Consider the following 23441-nt stretch of genomic DNA (forward strand, 5'->3'; position numbering starts at 1 on the left):
CCGCCGACATTGCTGTCGGCGGCCCTTTGCTTGATCTGATCCGGTCTTACTTCGGATACTTGAATTCCGGGGCGGCCTTCAGCGCATCCTTCGTGGTGTTCATCGTCGCCACCCACTTGTTGTCCTTGAGGGCGACCTTCACAGATGCGGGCGACACGGCCACGTAGCGCTCACCAACGCCAAGGAAGCCGCCAACCGACAGGATCAGCGCGTCCACCTGATTGTTCTTGATCGCGAGGTCGGTGATCTCGCCGACAGTCTCATTGGCCTGATTGGTGATATTCAGGCCCTTGAGCTTGGACGAGAACATTTCATCTTTTGACACGGTGGAATACTTGGCCTCGGCCGGTGCTGCGCCCGTCGTGGTCGCTGCGGGCGCCGTCGCGGTCTGTGCCAGAACCGGGGTGGCGAGCACGGCAAGCGAAGCGGTGATGATTGCGAATTTTTTCATTGTCGTTGTCTCCGTTTTGGATACCCCGACAATACGAGGCAACGGGCATTGTTCCGTCCATGGCCGAATTGTCATGAAGCCGCGCGCTGCGCCGTTGCATCCTGCAAACGCAGCAGCAGTGATTTCGCGGAATCGTCCGGCGTCATGCCAGTCACTTTCACGCGCGGCTCGTTGCGGGCATCGCGCTTCGGCCCATGCATGGTGTGCTTCATCACCGCGGAGAGGCGCCGCGCGATCATATGCGCATTGCGCGGATCTGTCTCGGCGAACACCACCACGATAGAGCCATCGGCGCAGAGCGTGCCGAAATCGATCTTGCGCATCAGCCGGCTGATAATCCGGGCTGCGTCACGCTGGGCGCGCAGCGAGATGTCCTTGAAGGTGAAGCGTGCGGCCGATAGACCTCCGCCGCGCGTCTGAGTGTGGTAAACTGCCGTCGCCAGGTCGCGATCGAACGCCTCGGGCGTCAGCAACCCGGTGGTCGCATCGATCAGCCCGTCGGAGTCGATAGAGCGCAGCGTCCGGTTTAGCCGTGCTTCGAACGCGTGCTGCCGCATCAGCGGCAGCGCCAGTTTGGCGACGTGGTCGGGATCGCCGATGACGACTTCCAGATTTGCCAGATCGTAATCTTGCGCAAACCCCGGTGACGTGACGATCACCGGAAGGCTGCGGAAGCGCGGATCTTCCGCCAGCACAGTCAGGAACGCATCGAGCACACGCGGCGTGAATCCGTCGCCGATCACGACGCCGTCGAGGTCGCGGGCATTGAGGTGCTTGGCGGCGGCCTCGATGCTCAGGGCACCGACCACGCTGATGTGCTCGCCAAGAGCCACCGACAGCCCGGCATGGCTGCCGCCGCGACCGACCAACATGACCGTCGCATCATCGAGCGGGTCCGGCGCATTGGTGGTGAATGTGTGCAGATTGTCGGCGGTGAGGCGACGCAAAATCGTCGCATGCAAGGCGCGCACGCGCAGCGCATTCCGCAGCCGCGCACCAAGGCGCTCGAACTGCCCGTTTGCGCCCACGATCGGAATGGCGTGTCCGGCCAGCGCTCCTTCCGGATCGACGGCGATCAGTGGGATATAGGGCTGACGTGCGCCGAGCTTGGCGGCGAGTTGCTCGAAAGCGGGCATGTCGGCGGCTGTCGCGCATGCCACCACGGCGGCGGGCTGCACCTGCGCGATTGCTTCGAGCGCCGTGCGCCACGTCGCATCGATCACCGGAAAGATGTAACTGTCGGCCAGGGCTGTCGCAAAGGGCGCAGGTTGCTGATTGGAGATGGCAACGATGGTCGCCTGATCGGACATGCGCGCGAAAACCCTGAAAGGATATAAGTAGGGTCACGCTAGCGTGATGTCGTTAATGCGCGGTCAATGACAAGGATCGAAAACACCCTGAGATTATTGGTGTTTTGGGCGCAGCCGCCCGGGCTACTCCGGTGCGGCGCGATCGCGAAACGCTTCGACCATCAGCGGATTGAGGCCGAGCTCCGTGAGGGCCTCCCGCGCACGGCCGTTGTCACTGGCACGGCCGGCGAGGCGGTAGCCGCTGAGGCGATCGGGAAGCGCCGTGAGCATGGCATTGTCGCCGAGCCGTTTGGCCCATTCGCCGAGGTCGTGTGCCAGGAAGCGGTAGCCGCCCACGGCCATGACGCCGGATGGTGGCGCGGTGATATGCAGCGCGCCGGTCGCCCGATCCAGTCGCGCCTGATAGCCGGTATCCACATAATCGAGCGGCTTGGCAGCGATCAGTCCATTGCTGGCATCGGTCTGGGCCGTATAGGCGAGCACCGGCACCATCGGGCCGCGCAGACCAAGCGTGCCGCGTGGCGTCAGGAGCGTCTCACCGGCAACCGCCGTGCCAGCCGCGGCGCGCGGTGCACCGTGTGGGCCGGACATGATGGTGGTGGGCAGGCCATCGCTCGCGCGGATCGCGCCGAACAGACCGGCTTCGCCGAACAGATAGACGTCGGTGAAGCTTGCTTGTGTCGCCGGCCACGCGGCAGAACTTTCCGCCTGTTCCGGCGCGCGCCACAGGCCGATCACATGTTGCAGCATCGGGGCGCGGTCGAGCAGGCCGCCTTCAGCAAGGCCTTGCGCAAAAGGAGCGGGCGCGATGAGGACGTCGCAGTCGCCATCGACGATCTCACGCTCCAGCACGGCGCTGTCGAACGGATGATGCAGCGACAAGACGCCACCGGATAGCAGCCACGTCACCAGCGACGAGGCGAGATGGCCGAAGGATGTCGGTACCAGCGCCGACATCATGCTGGCGCCTTGCGGCATGCCGCTTTCGAGGAAGACGGCCAGTCCGCCGGAGATCAGGTTGAGATGCGTTCGCAGCACCGCGCGAAACCCGTCGGCAGTGATGTCGAAACTGATGATCGCGGCGCTGCGCGCATCCGGCGCAGGCGGCAGCGGTTCGATGAAGGGGCCGGCCAGGATATGGTCGAGCGGGATCATGCCTTCCGGCAGATCGTCGCCGAAGCCGCCGACATAGCGGATCGAAAAGGCTTCGGCCGCGGCATTCATGACGAGATCGGCGTGGCTGACGCCATCGATCTTGCTCGATGTGACGATCGCGCGGGCGCCGGTGCGGTTGAGTGCCGTCGTGAGATCGTGCTGGCGCCACAGCTGCGGCAGCAGAGCCACAACCAGCCCGGCGCGGTGCGCAGCAAGCACCGTCAGGACAAATTCGATGGTGTTTGGAAGCTGTACGGCGATGACCGAGCCGGGCGGCAGGCCCATTTCGATAAAATGCGCCGTCAGTGCATTTATCTCACGATCCGCTGCGGCAAAGGTGAGGCGCTGCGGCGGCGTCTGCGTGACGCGCATCTTGTCGGCGGGGTCGACAAGGGCCAACGCCTCCGGGTGCCGAAGCAGCGAGCGGCGAAAGAGTCCATCAAGGGTTGGGGAGGTGCTGGGTGAGGTCACGAGATCATTTCCGGTCGGGCGACGGTCGGGCCCACCAAGTTTCCGGCAAAGTGCCGACAAGCGCAATGGTCGAAGGTCGTTCTACCCGATTCCATCGCGCGAGCCATTGTTCGCGCACATTGTACAGAGGGATGGCGTAAGCTCCAGACATCCATGCGCGGTCCAAAGCATGGACGGCAGCGACGAAATCCGGACGTTCACGAGCCTTGAGCATTGCGTCGATCATGGCGTCGATGGCCGGGTCCTTGGCGCCCATGTAATTACGTGTGCCTGGGACATCGGCGGCATCGGAGCCCCAATAGAAAGCCTGCTCGTTACCGGGGGATAAGGAATTGTCCCAGCGGTTCGGCAGCATGTCGAATTCGTAGTTGATGCGGCGCTGGTCGAATTGCACGCCATCGACGGCGCGGATCGTGGCAATGATGCCGGCGCGCTTCAAATCTCGAGCATAGGTCAGTGCAATGCGTTCCTGGTCGCGGGTGGTGACCAGGATTTCGAAGCCGAGCGGCGTTTTGTCCGATGTTTTACGCAGCACGTTTTTGTCGAGCTGATAGCCGGCGTCCTTCAGCAGCGCGAGCGCTGTCCGTAGCGCCGGGCGGTCACGGCCAGAGCCGTCGCTGGCGGGGAGGCGGTAGCTGCCGTCCATGATGTCGGCGGGGATCTGTGCGGCATAGGGATTTAACAGCTCTCGCTCGTCCGCGTCGGCCGGGCGGCCATAGGCGGAGAGTTCGGAGCCGGCAAAGATCCCGCCCGAGCGGGCATAGAGATCGAAGAAGTAGTTGCGATTGATCCATTCGAAATCGAATAGTAACGTGAGCGCACGACGGACGCGGATATCGGCAAAGACAGGCCGGCGCGTGTTAAAGACAAGGAACTCGGATGGTTTCGGCAATCCCGTCGTGATGCTGTCGCGGATCACCTCGCCGGATTTCACCGCGGCAAAATCATAGCCCTCGTGCCAGCGCAGCGGCTCGTTCTCGACCCGGAAATCATAGAGCCCGCGGGTAAAAGCCTCATACATGCCGTTGGCTTCGCGATAATAGTCGAAGCGCACCTCGTCGAAATTCCACACTCCGCGATTGATCGGCAGGTCGCGGCCCCAATAATCGCGATTGCGGGCGAGGGTGACGCTGGCGCCGGGACGGACATGCGTGACCGTATATGGGCCCGAGCCGACCGGCGGTGCCATGCTCGTATCTTCGAACGTCTCGGGATTGACCGCATGTTTCGGCAGGATCGGCATCAGGCCGAGGATCAGCGGCAATTCCCGGTCATTTGCCTCCTTGATATCAAAGCGGATGGTGAGCGGGTCCTGCAATTCGGCCTTTGTGACCTTGCCAAAATACTGCCGGAAATGCGGGCGGCCGCGCTCCTTCAAAAGTTGCCAGGAGAACAGTACGTCGTCGGCGGTGACCGGTTTGCCATCCGCGAACCGCGCGTTGGGGTTGACGCGGAACGTCACGTAGGTGCGGTCATCGTCGGTCTCGACGCTTTCGGCGAGCAGGCCGTACAGCGTGAAGGGCTCGTTCTGGCCGCGGGCGAGCAGGCTCTCCATCACATAGCCGCGCATCTGCTGCACGGCGATGCCGCGCACGATGAACGGGTTGAGACTATCGAACGTGCCGAGCACGCCCCAGACGATCCGGCCTCCCTTGGGGGCATCCGGGTTGACATAAGGCATGTGCGGGAAATCGGCTGGCAGAGCGGGTTGGCCGTGCATGGCAATCGCATAGCGCGGAGCGGAATCGGCGACTGCGCGATCGGTGATGAAGGCAAGCGCAATGAGCGCTGCCAGCAGGCCGCCCATCCGCCTAACCCGCAGCCGTTTAGAGCGATTTGATTCGGTCCGGTTCACAGAGGAAACCTAGCACGGCTGTGGTTTGGCCATGCGTGCCATGCATCAAATCACGCTGTTGCCATTGATCTTTCCGTGTTCCGCTGTATTGAGAGCGGGCAATTGACGCGGGCGGCGGAGCCTGTCACGTAACGGCCGTAATCGGCAGCGAGACACCCGCCAACGGGTGACAATTACGGGTTATGTCAGCGCCGCCTCCGGGATATGAGCGCCTCCGTTCAGAAAGGGTTTTCCGCAATGACTTTCCGTCTCTTGGCTGCGTCGGTGTTGCCGCGCGGACGAGGCTTCGCGCTACTGGCGGCGACGGCCCTGACCGCTGGCGTGATCGGTTCTGACGCGTTCGCTCAGGCTCCAGCGCCCGGCGCGCCCGCGCAGGCTCCGAAGGCCGCTCCGGCTCCCAAGGCCGCCCCGAAGGCCGCTCCCAAGGCGGCTCCGGCCGCGCCAGCCCAGCAGGCTACCCCGCAGCAGCCGCAGGGCGAGCAGCAGCAGGTTCAGCTGATCTACGCGCCGTGGACCAAGTTCTGCCTCAAGGGCCAGGACGCCAATGCCAAGCAGGTCTGCTTCACCGGCAAGGACGGCCGTATCGAGTCGGGCCAGCCCGTCATCGCGGCCGTGATCATCGAGCCGGAAGGCGAGCCGAAGAAGATCCTGCGCGTCACGCTGCCGCTCGGCATGCAGCTCGTGCACGGCACCCGCGTGATCGTCGATCAGAACGCGCCCGCGCAGAGCCCTTACGTGATCTGCTTCCAGAATGGCTGTATGTCGGATTACGAAGTCACGCCGGAACTGCTGGCCAATCTGAAGAAGGGCCAGAACCTGGTCGTGCAGGCGATCAACTCCAACGGCGCACCGCTGACGCTGCCGCTGCCCCTTGCCGAGTTCGCCAAGGCCTATGACGGCCCGCCGACCGATCCGAAGGTGTTCGAAGAAACCCAGAAGAAGCTGCAGGAAGAGCTGCAGAAGCGCGCCGCGGAAGCTCGCGCCAAGCTCGAAGCCCAGCAGCCTGCCGGCGGCGCAGCTCCGGCCAATCCGGCCGCCAAGTAAGCGTCTCGACGAGACAAACGGAAAGGCGCCCGGTTGGGCGCCTTTTTTGGTTTTGGGCGATGTTCTTGCAATTTCGGCCCTCATCCTGAGGAGCGGCCTCTCGGCCGCGTCTCGAAGGATAGCCACAGGCTCAGGAGTCCGGCCTGCTCATGGTTCGAGACGCGCGCCATAGCGCGCTCCTCACCATGAGGGACTGAGTACCAGAGTGAAGTCGTCAGTTCAGCGACTGGTTGCGCTGACGATAGCCGCCGGTCTTGTCGCGGATGAAAATCTCGGCAACCTGCGAATGACGGATCGGCTCGCCGGTCTCGTCGGGGACGAGATTCTGCTCGGAGACATAGGCGATGTATTCGGATTCCGAATTCTCGGCCAGTAGGTGATAGAACGGCTGGTCTTTGTGCGGCCGGACTTCCTCCGGGATAGACTGCCACCATTCTTCGGTGTTGTTGAACACCGGATCAATGTCGAACACGACCCCCCGGAACGAATAGATCCGGTGACGGACGATCTGTCCGATCTGAAATTTGGCGGTCCGCGCTTTGATCATGTTCGGTCGAATAGACCAGGATTGTGGCCGATGCTAGAGGCAAAACGACGGATTTAAGACAGGTGCTGCCAGATACCAATGAGCGGCTCGGGTAGGCGGCCATATGACGTCCACACGCGGCCAAGGGACCTCAGCCACGGCAGATGTGTGCTGCGGAATATGGGAACCTAAGCCTAGACGCGACAACAAAGGGCATGGCGCCGCGCCAGGATAGCCTAGCCGTCCATCCGCAGATCGAGCGCTTCGACGATCTCGGTCCACTGCTTCAGCGAACGCTCGATCTGGGTCTTGAATTCATCCGGCGGCAGATAGGCCGGAACGGTGTCCATCTCGATCAAGCGTTCCTTGGTCAAGGGCTTGTTGGCAGCGACGCGGAAGGCCGCTGCCAGCTTGTCGATGACCGGCTGCGGCGTCTTGGCCGGTGCGAACAGGCCGGCAAAACCGGTGAAGCCGAAATGGTCGGAATAGCCGAGTTCCGTCATGGTCGGCGCGTTCGGCGCGCTGCTGATGCGCTCGCGCGTGCCGGCCACGGCCAGCGCACGCAGCTTGCCGGCGCGCACCATGGAGCCTGCCGCCGCCATCGAATGGAAGCCGCCATCGATGGTGCCGCCAAGCAGGTCCTGCAGCATCGGCGTCTCGCCGCGATAGGCGACATTGACGGCTTTCAGCTTCGCCTCACGGGCAAGCAACATCGCGAAAGCATGCCCATGCGAGCCGGCCGCGTAATTGCCGAGCGACAGATCTTTGCCGCCGGCCCATTCGACGAACTGCTTCAGCGTTGTGATTTCCGCCGGCACTTTCGGCCCAACGCAGAAGGCCAGCGCGGTGTAGCTGAGGCGGCCGATCGGCGCGAAATCTTTGATAGGATCGTAGGTGAAGCGCCGCATCACCACCGGCACCTGAATATGCGTGGTGATCGTGAACAGCAGTTGATGCCCATCGGGCTCGGCCTTGGCGACGGCTTCAGTGCCGATAATGCCGTTACCGCCACCGCGATTGTCGATGATCAGCGTTCCGCCAAGCTCGGGCTGCATGCCTTCATTGGACAGCCGCGCCCAGGTGTCGGTGCCGCCACCGGCAGGATAGGGCACGATGACGCGCACGGGGCGGGACGGATAGGCCGACTGTGCGTGAGCAGCGAGCGGCAGCAGAAGCGGGGCGGCCAGGATGGCACGGCGACTGAGGTGAGCCATTGTGAGCGAATCCTTCTCAAGGTTCTTTATTGTTGTGCAAGGCATGACCTCAACCGGACGCATCACTGCACATCCGGTCGGGTCGGCCGATGGCGACGGCCTAGCGCTTCGGGCGGAGTCTGAGAAGGGTAAAACCCGTCGCATTCGACGATGTGACTACCCGGATGCGTCGGTCGAATGAATGAGTCTTGCAACGTTTGCTTGCCGGATCGCGAGTGATCGTCTCCTTGCGCACAACGGTTATGCATTCCGGAGTGCATGAGCTCAAAATCTTGGACGACGGCAGCATTTGCTCATAAAAGCGGCGCGTCCAGATCGGCGCGGCCCGCACGATGCTCCAGCGTAATCAGCAATGCTTCGGCATCCATCCCCGACTGGAGGCCGACATAACTCGCGGCGTGAACGCAAAAAGATCGAGATGTAAAAGGGGTCTGCGTTACATAACAAGCCTGAGCCATGAGCCGATCTGACGTTCCATCAGCTCATGTGACTGCTTGAATTGTATCGGGAGATGCATCTGGTTCATTCGTCTTTGATCTCGTCACCGCTGTGCCGTGTAGCCTGCAGAACTGGCGCGTCCTGACGAGAATGCTTTCACCCGAAATCAGATGAACTCAGTTACGTAAGGGCTGGCGCCGACCAGGTCAAAGATCGCATTGGCCCAGAGCTAATTGGGATTCAGTGCGTTTTGACGGCGGACTGTTTGGCCGATGTCGCTTCGCCGGCAGCGACAGCAGTATCGACATTCTGCCAGGGGGCCTTGTCCGGCGCGAAGCGGGCGCGGAGGTAGCGGACGAGCGCGGCGGTGGACTGGCCGTCGAGTGATCCGGCAAAAGCCGGCATAGCCATGGTTTCGTCCGGTGTGCCGACCGGCAGCGGGATGCCTTGATGGATCGCTGAGATCACGTTGTTGGGCGTGGTGGCGTGAAGATTGGTGTTGAGGGCCAATGATGCGATCCGGCTGTCGCTTCCGTGGCAGGCGGCACAGGCGCCGTCGAAGATGCGGGCACCGACAGGCTCGCGCAGGCCGGCATTCGGCGCTGCCTTTTCGGATGCGGCGATAACTGCTTCCGGCGTGGCGGAAGCAGCGGTCGTTTCATTGAAGCTGGCGAGATAGGTTGCCATTGCGTGGATATCGGCATCCGGCAGCGGCTGCAGCGACTCGATCACATGCGCCATCGGACCGGCGGCGGAGCCGTGGTCGTACGAGCGGCCCGTGCGCAGATAGTCGTAGAGTGCCTGCTGGGTCCAGCCGATCGGCGACGGTGACGCGGAGGTGAGCGCGTGCGCATCCCAGCCATCTGCAAAACCACCTGCGAGATGCGCGGCACGCTTTGCTTCCGCACCGACGGCGTTGCGTGGCGAATGACAGGCGGAGCAGTGGCCGAGCCCTTCAACCAGTTCGGCGCCACGATTCCATTCCGGCGACCTGCTCGCATCCGCGGGCGCCGGTGAACCCGACAGGAACAACGCGTTCCAGCCGGCCATCAGTGAGCGGATGTTGAACGGGAACTTCAGCTCGGTGCGCGGCGCGACGGTGCTGGATGCGGTCTGCGTCATCAGGAACGCGTAAAGCGCCTGCAGGTCCGGCTCGCTGGCCTTGGCGAAGGATGTGTAGGGATGAGCGGGATAGAGGTGGTGGCCTTCGCGCGACACGCCCTGCCGCATGGCGCGTTCGAATGCCGGATAGCTCCAGTTGCCGATACCGGCCGTGCTGTCCGGCGTGATGTTGCTGGCATATACGGTTCCGAACGGCGTCTCCAAAGCGCGGCCGCCGCCGAACGGCATGCCGTCATTGCCGATATGGCAGACATTGCAGGCGCCGATGGCCGCCGCGAGACGGCCCCGTTCGATCGTCGCTTGCGAATAGGTGTCGGCCGACGGTCGCGCGATCGGTGAGATGGCCGAGGCCCATGGCAGGATCGCGGCACCGGTTGCCAGTGCGCCGGCGAAGGCGCCGGCAAGCGGCCACATCCAGCGTCGCTTTGCCGATGCGACAGGAGGTTCAGCAAGTTCAGGCGGCGGCAGCGGATTGAGCGCAGCGCGCACTTTCTCTGGCGTCAGCGGCAATTCGCGGAAGCGGACACCCGTGGCATCGAAGATCGCATTGGTGATGGCGGCGGCGCTCGGCACCGATGCGGACTCGCCGGCACCGAGCGGCTCCTCGTCCTGACGCGGCACGAGCAGCACGTCGATGTCGGGGACATCAGGAAATTTCAGGATCGGATATGCGCCCCATTCGAGACTGGCGACGCCGGTCTGCGAGAACTGAACCTCTTCCTTCAGCACACGGCTGGTGGATTGGATGATGTTGCCGTGGATCTGATGCTTCACGCCGTCGGGATTGATGACCTGGCCGGTGTCCTGGCCACACACCACGCGGGTGACTGCGATCTCGCCGGTGACTTTGTTGACCGCGACATCGGCGACCCAGGCCGCCCATGCAGCGGCCTTGCCGGGAAACTTGCCGTGGATATAGACGGCGTAAGCGAAGCCGCGGCCGTAAAGGATGTCGCCGCTCGAGCCATGCGAGAACGGTCCTGTATGCGGCTGCCAACCGGCGCGCTCGGCAACAGCCCTGATCAGATCGATCGCGCGCGGATCGGTGAGATATCGCAGCCGGTACTCGATCGGATCGACTTCAGCAGCGACTGCGAGCTCGTCGATGAAGGATTCATGGGCGAATGAATTCGGCATCGCCGACACGCCGCGGAACCACGAGGCGCGCGCGATCGGTGGCATGTCGTGGACCCGGACGCGCATGTTGGAAATCATGTAGGGCGGGATCGCGGTGCGATCGCCCATCTCCGCAACATCCGCAATCGGCGGTACCTTGCCGGTGAGGATCAGCGGCAGGCTCGGCGCGAGGTTCGAGGGATAGCGCGTCTCGAAATCATAGGCGGCCGGGCCGCCTTCGTCATCGAGGGCGCCGCGCACATCGATGACCTGCGCTGCACCTTTCGGCTCCCACGCGTGTTCCTGCTCGCGCGTCAGCTGGACGCGCACCGGCCGCCTGACCGCGCGCGACAGCAGGGCCGCATCGAGCGTGACGTCGTCGGCGCAATTGCGGCCATAGCAGCCGGCCGCTTCCTGTCGCTCGACGACGATGCTGTCCTCGGGTATGTCCATCAGTCTGGCGAGATCGGCACGGACCGGAAACGGGTTTTGCGTGCCGGACCAGACGACAAGATGATCGTCCTGCCAGTCGGCAACCGCGCAGGACGGGCCGATCGAACCATGCATCTGATAAGGCCAGACATAGGAGCGCTCGAATGACGACGTGGATCCTTTCAGCGTCGTCTCGACATCGCCCTTGTCCGTCAGCACGCGCAGGGTGGAGCGGTTGTTGCGCAGGGGCATTTCCGGCGCATTGAGATCCGGAATGATCGGCGGCGCGCGCCATGTCACCTTGAGCGCCTTCATGGCGCGGATCGCATGTTCCTCGCGCTCGCCCACAACGCCGACGAAATCGCCGAGCACGACGACGCCGATCAGGCCCGGAATTCCGGCCACGGACGATTCGTCGACACTGATCAGACTGTGACCAATGTGAGGGCCGGCATCGAAGCCGGCATAGGGCGGGCGCACCACGCGGCCGTGGGCCATGCCGGGTACGCGGACGTCATGCACGTAATGGAAGTCGCCGGTAGCTTTTTGCGGAATGTCGGTGCGGGCCTGTCTCTGGCCGACGATGGTGTAGTCCGCGGTCGGCTTCAGCTTGGCATCGGGATCGAGGGGGAGGCGCAGCGCGCGGCCCTTGATGAGATCGGCAAGGGCGACGAACAGGTTCGCGCTGTCCGCAGCCGGATCCTTGGCCGGGTCGAGGCGAAAGGTGCCGTCTTCGGTGAGGCGCAGCTTGTCGGGCTGCGTGCCGAGACGCTCGGCGGCCTGCGCAAACAGGTATTCGCGCGCAGTGGCCGCGGCGAGACGGAGCGGGACAGCGGTGATCTGGATGGTTTCGCTGGCAATGGTCGCACCCTGATTGGGGGCCGCGGTGGTGGAGCCCAGCACCATGGTGACATTGCCGAACGGAACATGCAGTTCTTCGGCAACGATCTGCGCCAGCGACGTGCGAATGCCGGTGCCGAGATCGACATGGCCGTTGAAAGCCGTGACTGAGCCATCGGGATAGACGGCGATATAGAGTTCGTTGACCTCGGGCGTCTCGCGGTAGACGAGAAGTACATCACCATTGGACCAGTATTCGGAAGCCGGCATATCCTGAGGCGCGGTCACTGGAGCTCCTCTCGGCCGTCGTTCGCTTCGTTCCGGCACATCTCGGCAGCCGAGCGCGCAGCGGCCAGAATCTCCATATGCGTGCCGCAACGGCACAGGTTGTGACGGAGCGCGTTGCGGATGTCGTCCTCACTTGGCGAAGACGTGCGTTTGAGCAGCGCAACGATCGTGATGATCATGCCGTTCAGGCAATAGCCGCATTGAGCTGCCTGGTTCTCGATGAACGCTGTCTGTACGGGGTGAGGCGAGGTGGTGGTACCGAGGCCTTCAAGCGTGGTGACCGATTTTCCCGAAAGCGCGCCGACGGGAACGGTGCAGGAGCGCGCCGCGTGATCATCAATCAGGACTGCACAGGCGCCGCATTCGCCGAGGCCGCAGCCATATTTGGGGCTGTTGAGGCAGAGATCATTGCGGAGGATGTAGAGCAGCGGCGTTTCCGGCTCCGCCGCGATCCGCGTCTCTGCGCCGTTGATGGTCAGATCAATCTCGACCGTGCCGTTCAGCATGCCAACCTCGAAACATCGGCCGGCGCAGAACATTTATACTGGCCGTCAATTATTCCTGCAGCATCTGCCGCAATGTGAAGACTAGTGCCATGCGCTCGCCGGGATTCAGCGAGCCAAAGGTCAATTCGGTGATTTCTGCAGCGCGCGGAATCATCTGATCGAGCATAGTCACACCCGCTGCCGTCAATGCGACGATGACCTTTCTGCCATCCACGGAATCTTTTGCCAACGACACCAGCCGACGGGCCTTCAGTCGTTCGATAATGCCGCGGATCGTTGCCTGATCGACGCCCGTCGCTTTCACCAGTTCGCCTTGCGATTGCGGTCCCTTGTCGCGTAATGCGCACAATGTTGAAAACTGAACGCTGGTCAGTTCGGAATCGCCCGTATTGGCCTGGAAGATTGCGAGATGGCGCTGATACGCCCGGCGCAGCAGAAAGCCGATCTGGTCCGAGAAGACGTAAGCTGAATCCGGTTCGCTGGTGCTGCGATCCGGCGTGGACTCTTGCATTGGTGTTCAGCCTCTCATGTTCGCCATCACTTTCGGATGGATAGGGAGTGGCTAAGGTGTTGGCATGACATGATGCAAGCCTCATTTTGGCGCGTCCAGGAGTTTGAGCCGTCCGACAATGTCATGACCGCCATCGATAATTCCGGCTCGAGATTATCGCGCCGCATCATCCCGTCGTTGGCCGATCTCACGACCAAGCAACATGTAGCGTGTGCGCTATTTATTGACGGCGGCGGACAATTGTCAATCGACGTTGCCTTCTCAAATATTGCGTTAAAATGTTGCGGTACGGCCGTTTTTTACGCAGATGCAGCATAAAAACTGTGCGGACGATCTATTGCACATCGGAAAAAATAGTGTGTACGCTACAAAAATTGATATTGGTCAGTGTCACTGATCAGCACTGGAGCGAAGCCACCGATGTCCAACACCCCTCGCATTGCAATTGTCGGAGCTGGTCTAGGAGGCGCCTGCGCGGCAGTGCTCCTGCAGAAGGCTGGTTTCGAGGTCGATGTGTTCGAGCAGGCGCCCGCCTTCTCGCGACTCGGCGCCGGCATCCATATGGGTCCGAACGTGATGAAGATCTTCCGTCGGATGGGGATCGAGGACGCGGTGGCTCACAAGGGCTCGAAGCCCGATTTCTGGTTCAGCCGTGATGGCAATTCCGGCGACTACATGTCCCGCATCAAGCTCGGCGAATTCGCAGTAAAGGAATATGGCGCACCTTACGTGACCATCCATCGCGGCGACCTGCACGAGTTCCAGATCGCAGCGCTGGGCAATGCGCGTCTCCATTACGACAAGAAGCTGATCGAGTGCCACGATGACGGCAACGGTGTCGATCTGATGTTCGAAGATGGCACGCGTCACCGTGCCGATATTGTCATCGGCGCCGACGGCATCAATTCGAAGCTCCGCGAGCACATGTTCGGTGCCGAAGCGCCGAAGGACACCGGCTGGATCGGGCACCGCGCGCTCATTCGCGGCGACGCATTGAAGAAATATCCGTTCCCGTTCGAGCCCTGCGTGAAATGGTGGACCGCAGACCGTCACATGATGGTCTATTACACCACCGAAGCGCGCGATGAGTATTACTTCGTGAGCGGCGTGCCACATCCGAAGTGGGAATACGACACCGCTTTCGTGCCGTGCAGCCGCGAAGACATGAAGCAGGATTTCGCGGGCTATCACCCGGAAGTCCAGGCGCTGATCGATGTCGCCGAAGACATCACCAAGTGGCCGCTGTTCTATCGTGAGCCGCTGCCGGTCTGGAGCACGGGTCGTATCGTTCTGCTTGGCGATGCTTGCCATCCGATGAAGCCGCATATGGCGCAGGGCGCCGCCATGGCGATCGAAGACGGCGCGATGCTGGCGCGCTGTCTCGAAGAAACCGGACTGTCGGATTTCGGCACCGCCTTCACGCTGTATGAAGCCAATCGTCGTGAGCGGGCGTCGCGGGTGCAGTCGGTCTCCAACGCCAATACCTGGCTGCGTACGCAGGAAGATCCGGCCTGGGTGTTCGGCTATGACATTTTTGAACATCCGCTGCGCGACGGGACTGCCGCGTGAGCCGCATGCGTCAATCCGGCTTCAACGTTGCTGCCAATGGCATTCGGCAGCACGTCTTGCGCTATGGGCATAGCGCGCAGCCGCTGGTGATCATTCCGGGCATCACCAGTCCGGCGATCACCTGGGAGTTCGTGGCTGAGGCGCTGGCGCAGAACTTCGACACCTATGTCGTCGATGTGCGCGGGCGCGGACTGTCATCGGCCGGGCCGGAACTCGACTACGGCGTCGATGCGATGGCCGACGATCTCGTGGCGCTGCTGGACGCGCTGAAGCTGGAGAACGCCATTGTCCTCGGCCATTCCATGGGCGCGCGCATCGCGGCACGTGCGGCGAGCAAGCAGCCGGCCCGCATGGCGCATCTTGTCCTTGTCGATCCGCCGGTCTCGGGGCCGGGGCGTCGCGCCTATCCATCGAAGCTGCCATGGTACACCGACTCGATCGCGCAGGCGACGACCGGAATGGATGCCGAAGCCATGCGTGCGTTCTGTCCGACCTGGACCGATGAGCAGCTCGCGCTGCGCGCCGAATGGCTGCATACCTGCTTCGCACCGGCAATCGTGAAGGCGTTCAACGACTTTCACGAGACCTCGTTTCACGACGACGTGCCTGGCCTCAAACTGCCTGCTGCACTGATGGTTGCGGGGAAGGGGGGCGTGATCCAGTCCGAAGACATCGCTGAGCTGTCGTCGCTCAATAACAAGCTCCAGATCGTTCACGTGCCAGATGCCGGCCACATGATCCCGTGGGATGACTTGCAGGGTTTCATCAGCGCTGTCGACAGCATCCTTGGGACTTCCCTTCGAAAGACATTGTCATGACGTTCAAGACATTCCGCATCGGCCAGATCGTTCCCAGCTCCAACATCACGATGGAGACGGAAATTCCTGCGATGCTGACCGCGCGCCAGCTCATCCGTCCCGAGCGCTTCACGTTCCATTCGGCACGCATGCGCATGAAGCACGTGACCAAGGAAGAACTCGCCGCCATGGACGGCCAGTCCGATCGCTGCGCGCTCGAACTGTCCGATGCCCGCGTCGACGTGCTCGGCTATGCCTGCCTGGTCGCCATCATGTCGATGGGCCATGGCTATCACCGCGAAAGCCAGGCGCGGCTTCAGAAGGTGACGGCGGAAAACGGTGCGCCTGCGCCGGTGGTCACCAGTGCCGGTGCACTGGTGGAAGCGCTGGGCGTGATCGGTGCCAAGCGCATCGCCGTGGTGGCGCCTTACATGAAGCCGCTCACGAAGATGGTGATCGACTATATCGAAGCCGAGCGCATCACTGTGGTGACGCATCGTGCGCTCGAAATTTCCGACAATCTGAAGGTCGCAGCGCATGACCCGGCAAAATTGCCGGGCATCGTGGCGGAGCTCGATACATCGAATGTCGATGCCATCGTGCTGTCCGCCTGCGTGCAGATGCCGTCGCTGGCCAGTGTCGCCAAGGTCGAGGCCATGACCGGCAAGCCGACACTGACGGCTGCGGTCGCCACCACCTATCAGATGCTGAAGGCGCTCGATCTGGAACCGGTCGTGCCCGGTGCCGGTTGCCTTCTCTCTGGCGCCTATTGAGGCCATCATGACCGTGTCCGCGTCGCAGAACTACGAAGGTGTCTGGGGCAATCGCATCGGCTTCGGCAAGCGTCCCGCTGTCATCGTCGTCGATTTCATGAAGGCCTATACCACGCCGGGCGCGCCACTCTTCGCGCCGGGCGTTGTCGAGGCCGTCGCTCAGACGCCGACGCTTCTGAACGCGGCGCGTCGCAATGGCGTGCCGGTGATCCACACCAACATCCTGTATTTCGCGAAAGATGCCGCAGATGGCGGGATCTGGGTCAAGAAATCGCCTGTCATGGCTGCGATGGTGGGCGGCAATCCGCTCGCCGAGTTCTGCGACGGCGTTGCACCCGAGGCAGGTGAACTCGTCATCACCAAGCAATATGCGAGCGCGTTTTTCGGCACCAGTCTTGCACCGACACTGCACGCGCAGGGTATCGACACCGTTGTACTCGCCGGTTGTTCGACCAGCGGATGCATCCGGGCCACCGCGGTGGATGCCGTTCAATACGGTTTCCGCACCATCGTGGTGCGGGACTGTGTCGGGGATCGCCACAGCGAACCGCATGAGGCAAATCTGTTCGACATCGACGCGAAATATGGCGACGTCATCGGTCTGTCAGAGACTGTGACGCGTCTCACCGAAGCCGCCGCCAACTAACATCAATCTCCGGGTCCTCGAGCCCCATCAAGTGAGGAATGAGAATGGATCAGTTCAGCTTCACGGAAATCTGCCTGCAGCAGCTCAAGATGTCAGGTGTTCACGAGGGTGAGAAACTCATCGTCCTGACCCAGGGCAATGATCGCCTGGACTATGCCGATGCCTTCATGGCGGCAGGCCAGCGCCTCGGCGCCAAGATGTATCACATGCGTTTGCCATCGGTGCCGCCGATCGGCGCCTGGGCCGTCGGCCAGACCGGACTCGCGGCGATGCCGGAAGCCGTCGAGGCGCTCAAGGCCGCCGACATGCTGATCGACTGCATCTTCCTGCTGTTCAGCCCTGAGCAGATGGCGATCCAGGCGTCCGGCACGCGCATCCTCACCGCCGTGGAGCCGCCGGAATTGCTGGCGCGCATGATGCCGACCAAGGAACTGCGCGAGCGCGTCGAGATCGGCGCGGAGCTGCTCGAAAAGGCGAAGGTGATGCGCATCACCTCGCCATTTGGCACCGACGTGACCTACAAGCTCAACACCTATCCGACCATTGCGGAATATGCCTGCACCGACAAGCCGGGGCGCTGGGATCACTGGCCGTCGGGCTTCGTCTTCACCGGTGGTGACGATGACGGTGTCGATGGCACATTCGTGGTGGGACCGGGCGACATCCTGCTGCCGCAGAACATCTATGTGCGCGAGCCGATCACCTACACGATCGAAAAGGGATGGGTCACCGATATCCGCGGCGGACTCGAGGCGGAACTGGTGAAGTCCTACATGTCTGCCTTCAACGATCCGCGCGGCATGGGCATGAGCCATGTCGGCTGGGGTCTCAATCAGAATGCCAAGTGGCATGCGATGGTGCCGGGTGAATTCCCCGGTGGCATGGGCATGGAGCCGCGCTCGTTCTACGGCAATGTGATGTTCTCGACCGGCCCGAACAACGAACTCGGCGGCCCCAACGACACCGCCTGCCATCTCGACATTCCGCTGCGTGGTTGCTCGCTCTTCCTAGATGACGAGCCGATCGTGCTCAACGGCGATATCGCCGTGAAAGAAATGCAGGTCGCTCGCTGACCTGATCCGTAGACCCGCACGCCAGATGTCATCTGGCATGCGGGTCAGGGCGGCCGAAACCGCTGCAATCGTCTGAACCAACCGACCTGCGGGGAGAAATCCGCCCGCCGGAACAATCTCTGATTGCCTTAAGGGTACTCAGTTATTTTACATAGAGGTATCTATCGTGTCCCAACCATTGATTACGATCGAAGAGGGCATCCGCCAGGCGGGTGTCGGATTCTTTCAGCGTAAATTGTTCGTCATCTTCAGCCTCGTCTGGGCTGCGGATGCGATGCAGGTGCTGGCTATTGGCTTCAGTGCGCCATCGATCGCAAAGAGCTTTGGCATCACCGTTCCGCAGGCCCTGCAGACCGGCACGCTGTTCTTTGTCGGCATGCTGATCGGCGCTTTCGTGTTTGGTCGCCTGGCCGATCGTTACGGGCGTCGCCCCATTCTTCTCAGCGCCGTTCTGATCGATGCGATCTTCGGTGTCGCTTCGGCTTTCTCTCCGAGCTTCGAATGGCTGCTGCTGGCGCGGCTGCTGACCGGCATCGGTGTCGGCGGCACGTTGCCGGTGGACTATGCCATGATGGCCGAGTTTCTGCCATCGGACCGTCGTGGGCGTTGGCTGGTCTGGCTGGAGTCGCTGTGGGCCGTCGGCACCGTGGCGCTGGCGATACTTGCGCTGTTTGCGGGAACGCAGGGCGGCGATGCATGGCGCACGATTTTCTTCGTCACCGGGGTCCCCGCGCTGATCGGCGTGCTGGTTCGCTTCTATGTGCCGGAGTCACCGCTCTATCTCAACCGAACCGGAAAATCGGATGAGGCACGGCAAGTCCTGCAGCGGATGGCGCGCGAAAACGGCACCAATGTCGAGATCGGTCCACTCAAGCCCGAGGAGCAGAAGCAGCAGTCGGTGTTCGCATTGTTCTCGCCGCAGCTTCGGCGTCGTTCGATCCTGCTGTTGGTGGCATGGTTCGCGATCTCGATCTCGTATTACGGCGTGTTCGTCTATCTGCCCGTGCAACTGTCGGCGCAAGGTTTCGGCTTCATGCGCGGACAGTATTTCCTCATCCTGATCGCGCTGGTGCAGATCCCAGGTTACGCGCTCGCTGCCTATGGTGTTGAGCATTGGGGCCGCAAGCCGACCTTGATCGGCTTCATTCTGCTCAGCGCTGTTGGAAGCCTGGCCTATGGCCTTGGCACGTCGAGCGTCGTTGTCGTCGGTGTCACGCTGCTGATGAGCTTCGCGCTACTGGGCACGTGGGCCGGCGTCTATGCTTTCACGCCGGAAGTCTATCCGACGCGTCTGCGTGGCAGTGGCATGGGTGCTGCGGGTGCCGTGGCGCGTGCCGGCGGTCTGCTTGCACCGTCGGTGGTGGCACCGATCATGGCGACGAATTTTACGCTCGCACTGGTCACGATCGCAGGCTTGCTCGCCGCTGCCGCGTTTTGCGTCAGCCTCATGGACGTCGAGACCATGGGGCGTCCGCTGGAATAAATCCGGTTTGGCAGGTCGTTGCCGACAGGCAACGGCCTGCATCTCACATCCTGCGACAAGCGGGCAGGTGGCCTATCCACATCGACGGGACAGCGATGTTTGCGATGTGCGGCCGATCAGCTTTTGCGTTTCTTGCTTTTCTTGACGATCTTATCGGAGCTCTTTTTTGCTGGTGTGTCGCGGCAGATGCCGCCAGTGATGAATGCGACCGTCTCCGCCATCAGCCTGGCTTCGTCCTTGGGATCGTAGGCGTCGGGCACCATGTCCTCCATCCGGTTGGTATCCGACAGCGCATAAAGATAGGTGCCGATCATCAGCGTGGTCCGCCATTGCACATCGTAACGCGACAGATGCGGAAGTGCCTTGTGCAGCGCTCCGATATAGAGCTGCGTCGACTCGTCATAGGCCCTCTTGCGCAATTCATAGGACAGGTTTGGCGGTTCGGTGTGCAGGCGGGCATGCAGTCGCAGAAAGGCCGGACCTTGCGCCGTTCCGCGCAGGTCCAGCACCGGCTGCAGGAAGGCCTCGACGATGGCGACGACATCGTCGGCCTTGCCCTGAGCCTGGAGCTTCTCGAGGCTTGCGATCCGCGCATCCGCGATCGGCTGAGCGCGCCGCAAAAATGTCTCGCTGAACAGCTCGAATTTGGAGCCGAAGTAGTATGTGATGAGCGCCTGCGTCACGCCAGCAAGTTCAGAAATGCTGCGCAGGGTCGTTCCTGCATAGCCTTCATTTGCAAACACGACTTCGGCCGCATCCATGATGCCGGTCCGCATCGTACCGTTGCCGCCTTCGGGGCGGCCGGGACGCTTGGTGGGGGACTCCGCGGACGACACGCCGCGGCGGCCGGACACGCGGTTCATGGCGTCGCTGTCGCTCCTCGGCCGTGGTCGCATTTCGAGCATCCCCGCGCTTAGAATTGATGCAAATCGCAGCATCGGAATGGCAGTGACGATGGCGGCGAGCCCGCACATCCTCATCCTGATGCCATTTCCTGCGTTCTCTCAAGCTGGCACGGGGATTGCAAACAAAATTATATAACTGGCCAGCAAAATAATTATATGGCTGACCAAATAAAGCCCAGCTCAGGCCAACGCAAAGGAGTTCGAATGTCCGTCGCGACCTTGTCGGCCCAGAAGCCGATCACCGCAGATGATGGTTGTCAGGATCCGGTCCTGCTCAACGACTGGCATGTCGTCGGCTATTCCACCGATTTCGTCGCCGACAAGATCCTGCCGGTTCGCCTGCTCGAGCGCGACCTGATCGGCTGGCGCTCGGCCGACGGCCAGATCCACGTCTGGGAGGATCTCTGCATCCATCGCGGCGCGCGGCTCTCAAAGGGCTGGATCAAGAACGATCGCGTGGTCTGCCCGTATCACGGCTGGGAATATGACGGCACCGGGCGCTGTACATTGATGCCGGCCGCCCCCGACGAGACGCCCATGAAGAAGGCGCGGGCCTTTCCCTATCCGGCGGTCGAGCGTTACGGCTTCGTCTGGGTGTGCCTTGGCGAGCCGGCCAATGACATCCCGGTCTTCCCGCAGTGGGATGACCCGAGCTTCATGAAGGTCCATAGCGGACCCTATAAATATGCCGCCAATGGCTTTCGCTCGATCGAGAATTTCATCGATGCGAGCCACTTCCCCTTCGTCCATGCCGGCCTGAATGGCGTGATGGACAATCCTGACAAGCTCGATCCCTATGATGTGTTCGAGGATGAGATCGGACTGCGGTCTTCGGAAGTGAAGGTGTTTCAACCGCATGGCGATGCGCGTGGCGTGCCGCTGATGGCGTTCTACACCTATCACACGTTCCGTCCGCTCGTGGCTTACTTCTCCAAGCGCACACAGGACGTCGACAAATCCGGCAATATCATCTCGGAAAAGTCCGATCTGTTCGCGACGTTCTTCGTCTGTCAGCCGGTCGATGAGAAGACGACCATCGCGCGTGTTTGCGCGGCGATGAATGTCAATCCGCACCCAGATCCGAAAACGGTCCGTGATCGTGCCGATGTGGTGTTCAATCAAGATCGCGAAATCGTCGAGACCCAGCGTCCGGAGCGTATTCCGACCCAGCTGCGCTACGAATTGCATCACCGCACCGACCTGATGGGCCAGCGCTACCGGACCTGGCTGCGCGCCAAGGGTATCACCTATGGCGTCATCTGAACTGGGCCTGAAGCTGCGGCTGGTCGAGGTGCGCTACGGTGCGCCGGGGATCAATCTCTACCGGCTCGCCGCATGCGACGGGCAGCCGCTGCCGGCCATCGAGCCTGGCGCGCATATCGATCTTGAAGTGGCGCCCGGATTCCTGCGGCAATATTCGCTGCTGTGGCCGCAGCCGCGTCTGGACACTTACGAAATCGCGGTTCAGGAGGCGAGCGAGGGCAGGGGCGGCTCGCGCGCTTGGCATCGGCAATCGGTGACGGGCGAGATCTATCCGGGCTCGGAGCCGCGCAATCTGTTCGCGCTCAATGCAGCGACGGCGACGACATCCTATTTGCTGGCTGGCGGCATCGGCATCACGCCGATCATTTCGATGTATCGCAAGCTGGTCGCGGAAGGGCGGCCCGTTCAGCTGCATTACTGGACGCGCAGTGCCGAGGCGGCGCTCTTTCATGACGAGCTTGCGGCGGTCAGCGATGGCAGCGTGCGGCTGCATCACACCAGCGGGCCGGCGCCGCGCCTGGCCGATGTCCTTGCCGATATTCCGAACGACGCACCGCTTTATTGTTGCGGGCCGACGCGCATGATCGATGCCTTCGATGACCTGACCGCCCAGCGTCCGCTCCATCTCGTGCATCGCGAGCGCTTTGCAGCGGCTCCGGTCGAGGCCGGACCTGCTGGCAGCTTCTCCATTCATCTCGCGCGCTCGGGTCGCACACTCGAGGTCGGCGCTGACGAGACCGTGCTCAGCGCCTGTCTCGCTGCTGGAATCGACCTCGATTATTCCTGCGAAGAAGGCATCTGCGGTGCCTGCGAGGTCCGCGTGCTGTCGGGCAGCGTCGATCATCGCGATCAGGTGATTGCACCCGCCGCGCGCGCAACATCGACCGTCATGATGGCCTGCTGTTCGCGCGGGCTGACCACACTTGATCTCGATATCTGAGCCACATGCAGTCCCACAAAGGAAACGCGATGCAAAAGGATTTCCATGTAGCCATCATCGGTGGCGGAATTGGCGGCGTGGCTTTGGCCCGCAGCCTGGATCGGCTCGGCATCGACTATCATGTGTTCGAGCGCTCCGCCGCCTTCGGCGAAGTCGGTGCCGGCGTGCAGATGACGCCCAATGCCGTCAAGGTGTTGGAGGCACTCGGTCTTGCGCCCGATCTCGCGGCTGCGGGCTTTCTGCCGGAAGCCATGATGGGCTGGAATTGGCAGAGCGGCGAGGAGCTGTTCCGCACGCCGCTGCGCGAGGTCTGCCCGCGCGTGTTCGGCGCCGAGTTTTATCACGTCCACCGCGCCGATCTGCACGCGATGCTGGCAAAGGATATCGCGCCGGAACGCGTTACATTTGGCGCCACTTGCACAGGGTTGCAGCAGAAGGCCGGGCGCACGGTCGTCACCTTTGAGGATGGCAGCGAATACACCGCTGATCTGGTCGTCGGCGCTGATGGCGTTCGCTCGCCCATTCGCGCGGCTCTGTGGGGCCAGGAGCCAGCGAGCTATACCGGCCATATGTGCTGGCGCGCGCTGGTGCCGGTCGAGAAATTCCCGCTGCCTTTTGTGACGCCGACATCCTCATTCTGGATGGGGCCGAAGGGTCATGTGGTGACCTATTACGTCAAGGGCGGCGACATGGTGAACATCGTCGCGGTCAAC

The 23441-nt window shown here is 62.2% G+C and carries 21 protein-coding genes; 11 read left to right on the forward strand and 10 right to left on the reverse strand.

The features are described 5' to 3' along the window. Positions 1–46: 46 nt before the first annotated feature. The 4 genes from ACIQ2A_RS09660 to ACIQ2A_RS09675 all read right to left on the reverse strand — a co-directional run bounded on the left by ACIQ2A_RS09660 (position 47) and on the right by ACIQ2A_RS09675 (position 5194). A complete protein-coding gene (locus tag ACIQ2A_RS09660) occupies positions 47–451 on the reverse strand; it encodes a PRC-barrel domain-containing protein (RefSeq protein WP_398478313.1) in 405 nt (134 codons plus the stop codon). 71 nt (positions 452–522) lie between these two features. Continuing rightward, a complete protein-coding gene (locus ACIQ2A_RS09665) occupies positions 523–1761 on the reverse strand; it encodes a GGDEF domain-containing protein (RefSeq protein WP_398478315.1) in 1239 nt (412 codons plus the stop codon). Positions 1762–1884: 123 nt separating this feature from the next. Next, entirely contained in the window at positions 1885–3387 is a 1503-nt protein-coding gene (locus ACIQ2A_RS09670; protein WP_398478317.1) for an AMP-binding protein, read from the reverse strand. A gap of 4 nt (positions 3388–3391) precedes the next feature. Next, positions 3392–5194 (reverse strand): extracellular solute-binding protein, encoded by a 1803-nt coding sequence (locus ACIQ2A_RS09675; RefSeq protein WP_398478319.1) that lies wholly within the window; start codon positions 5192–5194, stop codon positions 3392–3394. Between the two features lie 285 nt (positions 5195–5479). Here ACIQ2A_RS09675 and ACIQ2A_RS09680 point away from each other — a divergent pair, with 285 nt between their 5' ends. After that, positions 5480–6286, forward strand: coding sequence for an invasion associated locus B family protein (locus tag ACIQ2A_RS09680; RefSeq protein ID WP_398478321.1), 807 nt, complete (start codon positions 5480–5482; stop codon positions 6284–6286). A 214-nt stretch (positions 6287–6500) separates the two neighbouring features. On the opposite strand, the gene hspQ is transcribed toward ACIQ2A_RS09680, so the two are convergent. The 5 genes from hspQ to ACIQ2A_RS09705 form a co-directional block, all read right to left on the reverse strand. Then, a complete protein-coding gene (gene hspQ / locus ACIQ2A_RS09685; RefSeq protein WP_398478324.1) occupies positions 6501–6833 on the reverse strand; it encodes a heat shock protein HspQ in 333 nt (110 codons plus the stop codon). 215 nt (positions 6834–7048) lie between these two features. After that, on the reverse strand, positions 7049–8026 hold the full coding sequence (locus tag ACIQ2A_RS09690; protein WP_398478326.1) for a tripartite tricarboxylate transporter substrate binding protein: 978 nt from the start codon (positions 8024–8026) through the stop codon (positions 7049–7051). A 678-nt stretch (positions 8027–8704) separates the two neighbouring features. Next, positions 8705–12262 (reverse strand): molybdopterin cofactor-binding domain-containing protein, encoded by a 3558-nt coding sequence (locus tag ACIQ2A_RS09695; protein WP_398478328.1) that lies wholly within the window; start codon positions 12260–12262, stop codon positions 8705–8707. Beyond that, a complete protein-coding gene (locus tag ACIQ2A_RS09700) occupies positions 12259–12765 on the reverse strand; it encodes a (2Fe-2S)-binding protein (protein WP_398478354.1) in 507 nt (168 codons plus the stop codon). The genes ACIQ2A_RS09695 and ACIQ2A_RS09700 overlap by 4 nt, the downstream gene beginning before the upstream one ends. Before the next feature lie 52 nt (positions 12766–12817). Beyond that, a complete protein-coding gene (locus ACIQ2A_RS09705; protein ID WP_398478330.1) occupies positions 12818–13279 on the reverse strand; it encodes a MarR family winged helix-turn-helix transcriptional regulator in 462 nt (153 codons plus the stop codon). A 123-nt stretch (positions 13280–13402) separates the two neighbouring features. Between ACIQ2A_RS09705 and ACIQ2A_RS09710 the strand changes: the two genes are divergently transcribed. The 7 genes from ACIQ2A_RS09710 (at position 13403) to ACIQ2A_RS09740 (ending at position 19620) form a co-directional block, all read left to right on the forward strand. Then, positions 13403–13597 carry a hypothetical protein gene (locus ACIQ2A_RS09710; RefSeq protein WP_398478332.1) on the forward strand — a complete coding sequence of 65 codons (195 nt, stop codon included), beginning with the start codon at positions 13403–13405 and terminating at the stop codon, positions 13595–13597. Positions 13598–13699: 102 nt separating this feature from the next. After that, entirely contained in the window at positions 13700–14848 is a 1149-nt protein-coding gene (locus ACIQ2A_RS09715; protein WP_398478334.1) for an FAD-dependent monooxygenase, read from the forward strand. Positions 14849–14853: 5 nt separating this feature from the next. Beyond that, complete coding sequence (locus ACIQ2A_RS09720) at positions 14854–15666, forward strand: alpha/beta fold hydrolase (RefSeq protein ID WP_398478356.1); 813 nt, start codon at positions 14854–14856, stop codon at positions 15664–15666. Positions 15667–15716: 50 nt separating this feature from the next. After that, entirely contained in the window at positions 15717–16418 is a 702-nt protein-coding gene (locus tag ACIQ2A_RS09725) for an Asp/Glu racemase (RefSeq protein WP_398478358.1), read from the forward strand. Between the two features lie 7 nt (positions 16419–16425). Beyond that, the gene (locus ACIQ2A_RS09730) at positions 16426–17064 is read left to right on the forward strand and encodes an N-carbamoylsarcosine amidohydrolase (protein ID WP_398478336.1); all 639 of its coding nucleotides are present in this window, start codon (positions 16426–16428) and stop codon (positions 17062–17064) included. Positions 17065–17108: 44 nt separating this feature from the next. Further along, positions 17109–18137, forward strand: a complete 1029-nt coding sequence (locus ACIQ2A_RS09735) for a leucyl aminopeptidase (protein WP_398478338.1) — start codon at positions 17109–17111, stop codon at positions 18135–18137. A gap of 166 nt (positions 18138–18303) precedes the next feature. Then, positions 18304–19620, forward strand: coding sequence for an MFS transporter (locus tag ACIQ2A_RS09740; protein ID WP_398478340.1), 1317 nt, complete (start codon positions 18304–18306; stop codon positions 19618–19620). Between the two features lie 116 nt (positions 19621–19736). On the opposite strand, the gene ACIQ2A_RS09745 is transcribed toward ACIQ2A_RS09740, so the two are convergent. Further along, the gene (locus ACIQ2A_RS09745; RefSeq protein WP_398478342.1) at positions 19737–20483 is read right to left on the reverse strand and encodes a TetR/AcrR family transcriptional regulator; all 747 of its coding nucleotides are present in this window, start codon (positions 20481–20483) and stop codon (positions 19737–19739) included. A gap of 246 nt (positions 20484–20729) precedes the next feature. On the opposite strand from ACIQ2A_RS09745, the gene ACIQ2A_RS09750 reads away from it, so the two are divergent. The 3 genes from ACIQ2A_RS09750 to ACIQ2A_RS09760 form a co-directional block, all read left to right on the forward strand. Continuing rightward, entirely contained in the window at positions 20730–21788 is a 1059-nt protein-coding gene (locus ACIQ2A_RS09750) for a Rieske 2Fe-2S domain-containing protein (RefSeq protein WP_398478344.1), read from the forward strand. Next, positions 21775–22728, forward strand: coding sequence for a PDR/VanB family oxidoreductase (locus tag ACIQ2A_RS09755; RefSeq protein WP_398478346.1), 954 nt, complete (start codon positions 21775–21777; stop codon positions 22726–22728). Before ACIQ2A_RS09750 ends, ACIQ2A_RS09755 begins: the two co-directional genes overlap by 14 nt. Positions 22729–22757: 29 nt before the next feature. Beyond that, positions 22758–23441, forward strand: a 684-nt coding sequence (locus ACIQ2A_RS09760; RefSeq protein ID WP_398478348.1) for an FAD-dependent monooxygenase, incomplete at its 3' end; no start/stop codon positions are given.

This window comes from Tardiphaga sp. (assembly GCF_044336785.1).
Lineage (GTDB): Bacteria > Pseudomonadota > Alphaproteobacteria > Rhizobiales > Xanthobacteraceae > Tardiphaga.

Coding starts and splice junctions, on each gene's coding strand:
- ACIQ2A_RS09660 (WP_398478313.1), bottom strand. CDS start 451: ATGAAAAAATTCGCAATCATCACCGCTTCGCTTGCCGTGCTCGCCACC.
- ACIQ2A_RS09665 (WP_398478315.1), bottom strand. CDS start 1,761: ATGTCCGATCAGGCGACCATCGTTGCCATCTCCAATCAGCAACCTGCG.
- ACIQ2A_RS09675 (WP_398478319.1), bottom strand. CDS start 5,194: ATGGGCGGCCTGCTGGCAGCGCTCATTGCGCTTGCCTTCATCACCGAT.
- ACIQ2A_RS09680 (WP_398478321.1), top strand. CDS start 5,480: ATGACTTTCCGTCTCTTGGCTGCGTCGGTGTTGCCGCGCGGACGAGGC.
- hspQ (WP_398478324.1), bottom strand. CDS start 6,833: ATGATCAAAGCGCGGACCGCCAAATTTCAGATCGGACAGATCGTCCGT.
- ACIQ2A_RS09690 (WP_398478326.1), bottom strand. CDS start 8,026: ATGGCTCACCTCAGTCGCCGTGCCATCCTGGCCGCCCCGCTTCTGCTG.
- ACIQ2A_RS09705 (WP_398478330.1), bottom strand. CDS start 13,279: ATGCAAGAGTCCACGCCGGATCGCAGCACCAGCGAACCGGATTCAGCT.
- ACIQ2A_RS09710 (WP_398478332.1), top strand. CDS start 13,403: ATGACCGCCATCGATAATTCCGGCTCGAGATTATCGCGCCGCATCATC.
- ACIQ2A_RS09715 (WP_398478334.1), top strand. CDS start 13,700: ATGTCCAACACCCCTCGCATTGCAATTGTCGGAGCTGGTCTAGGAGGC.
- ACIQ2A_RS09720 (WP_398478356.1), top strand. CDS start 14,854: ATGCGTCAATCCGGCTTCAACGTTGCTGCCAATGGCATTCGGCAGCAC.
- ACIQ2A_RS09725 (WP_398478358.1), top strand. CDS start 15,717: ATGGAGACGGAAATTCCTGCGATGCTGACCGCGCGCCAGCTCATCCGT.
- ACIQ2A_RS09730 (WP_398478336.1), top strand. CDS start 16,426: ATGACCGTGTCCGCGTCGCAGAACTACGAAGGTGTCTGGGGCAATCGC.
- ACIQ2A_RS09735 (WP_398478338.1), top strand. CDS start 17,109: ATGGATCAGTTCAGCTTCACGGAAATCTGCCTGCAGCAGCTCAAGATG.
- ACIQ2A_RS09745 (WP_398478342.1), bottom strand. CDS start 20,483: ATGAACCGCGTGTCCGGCCGCCGCGGCGTGTCGTCCGCGGAGTCCCCC.
- ACIQ2A_RS09750 (WP_398478344.1), top strand. CDS start 20,730: ATGTCCGTCGCGACCTTGTCGGCCCAGAAGCCGATCACCGCAGATGAT.
- ACIQ2A_RS09755 (WP_398478346.1), top strand. CDS start 21,775: ATGGCGTCATCTGAACTGGGCCTGAAGCTGCGGCTGGTCGAGGTGCGC.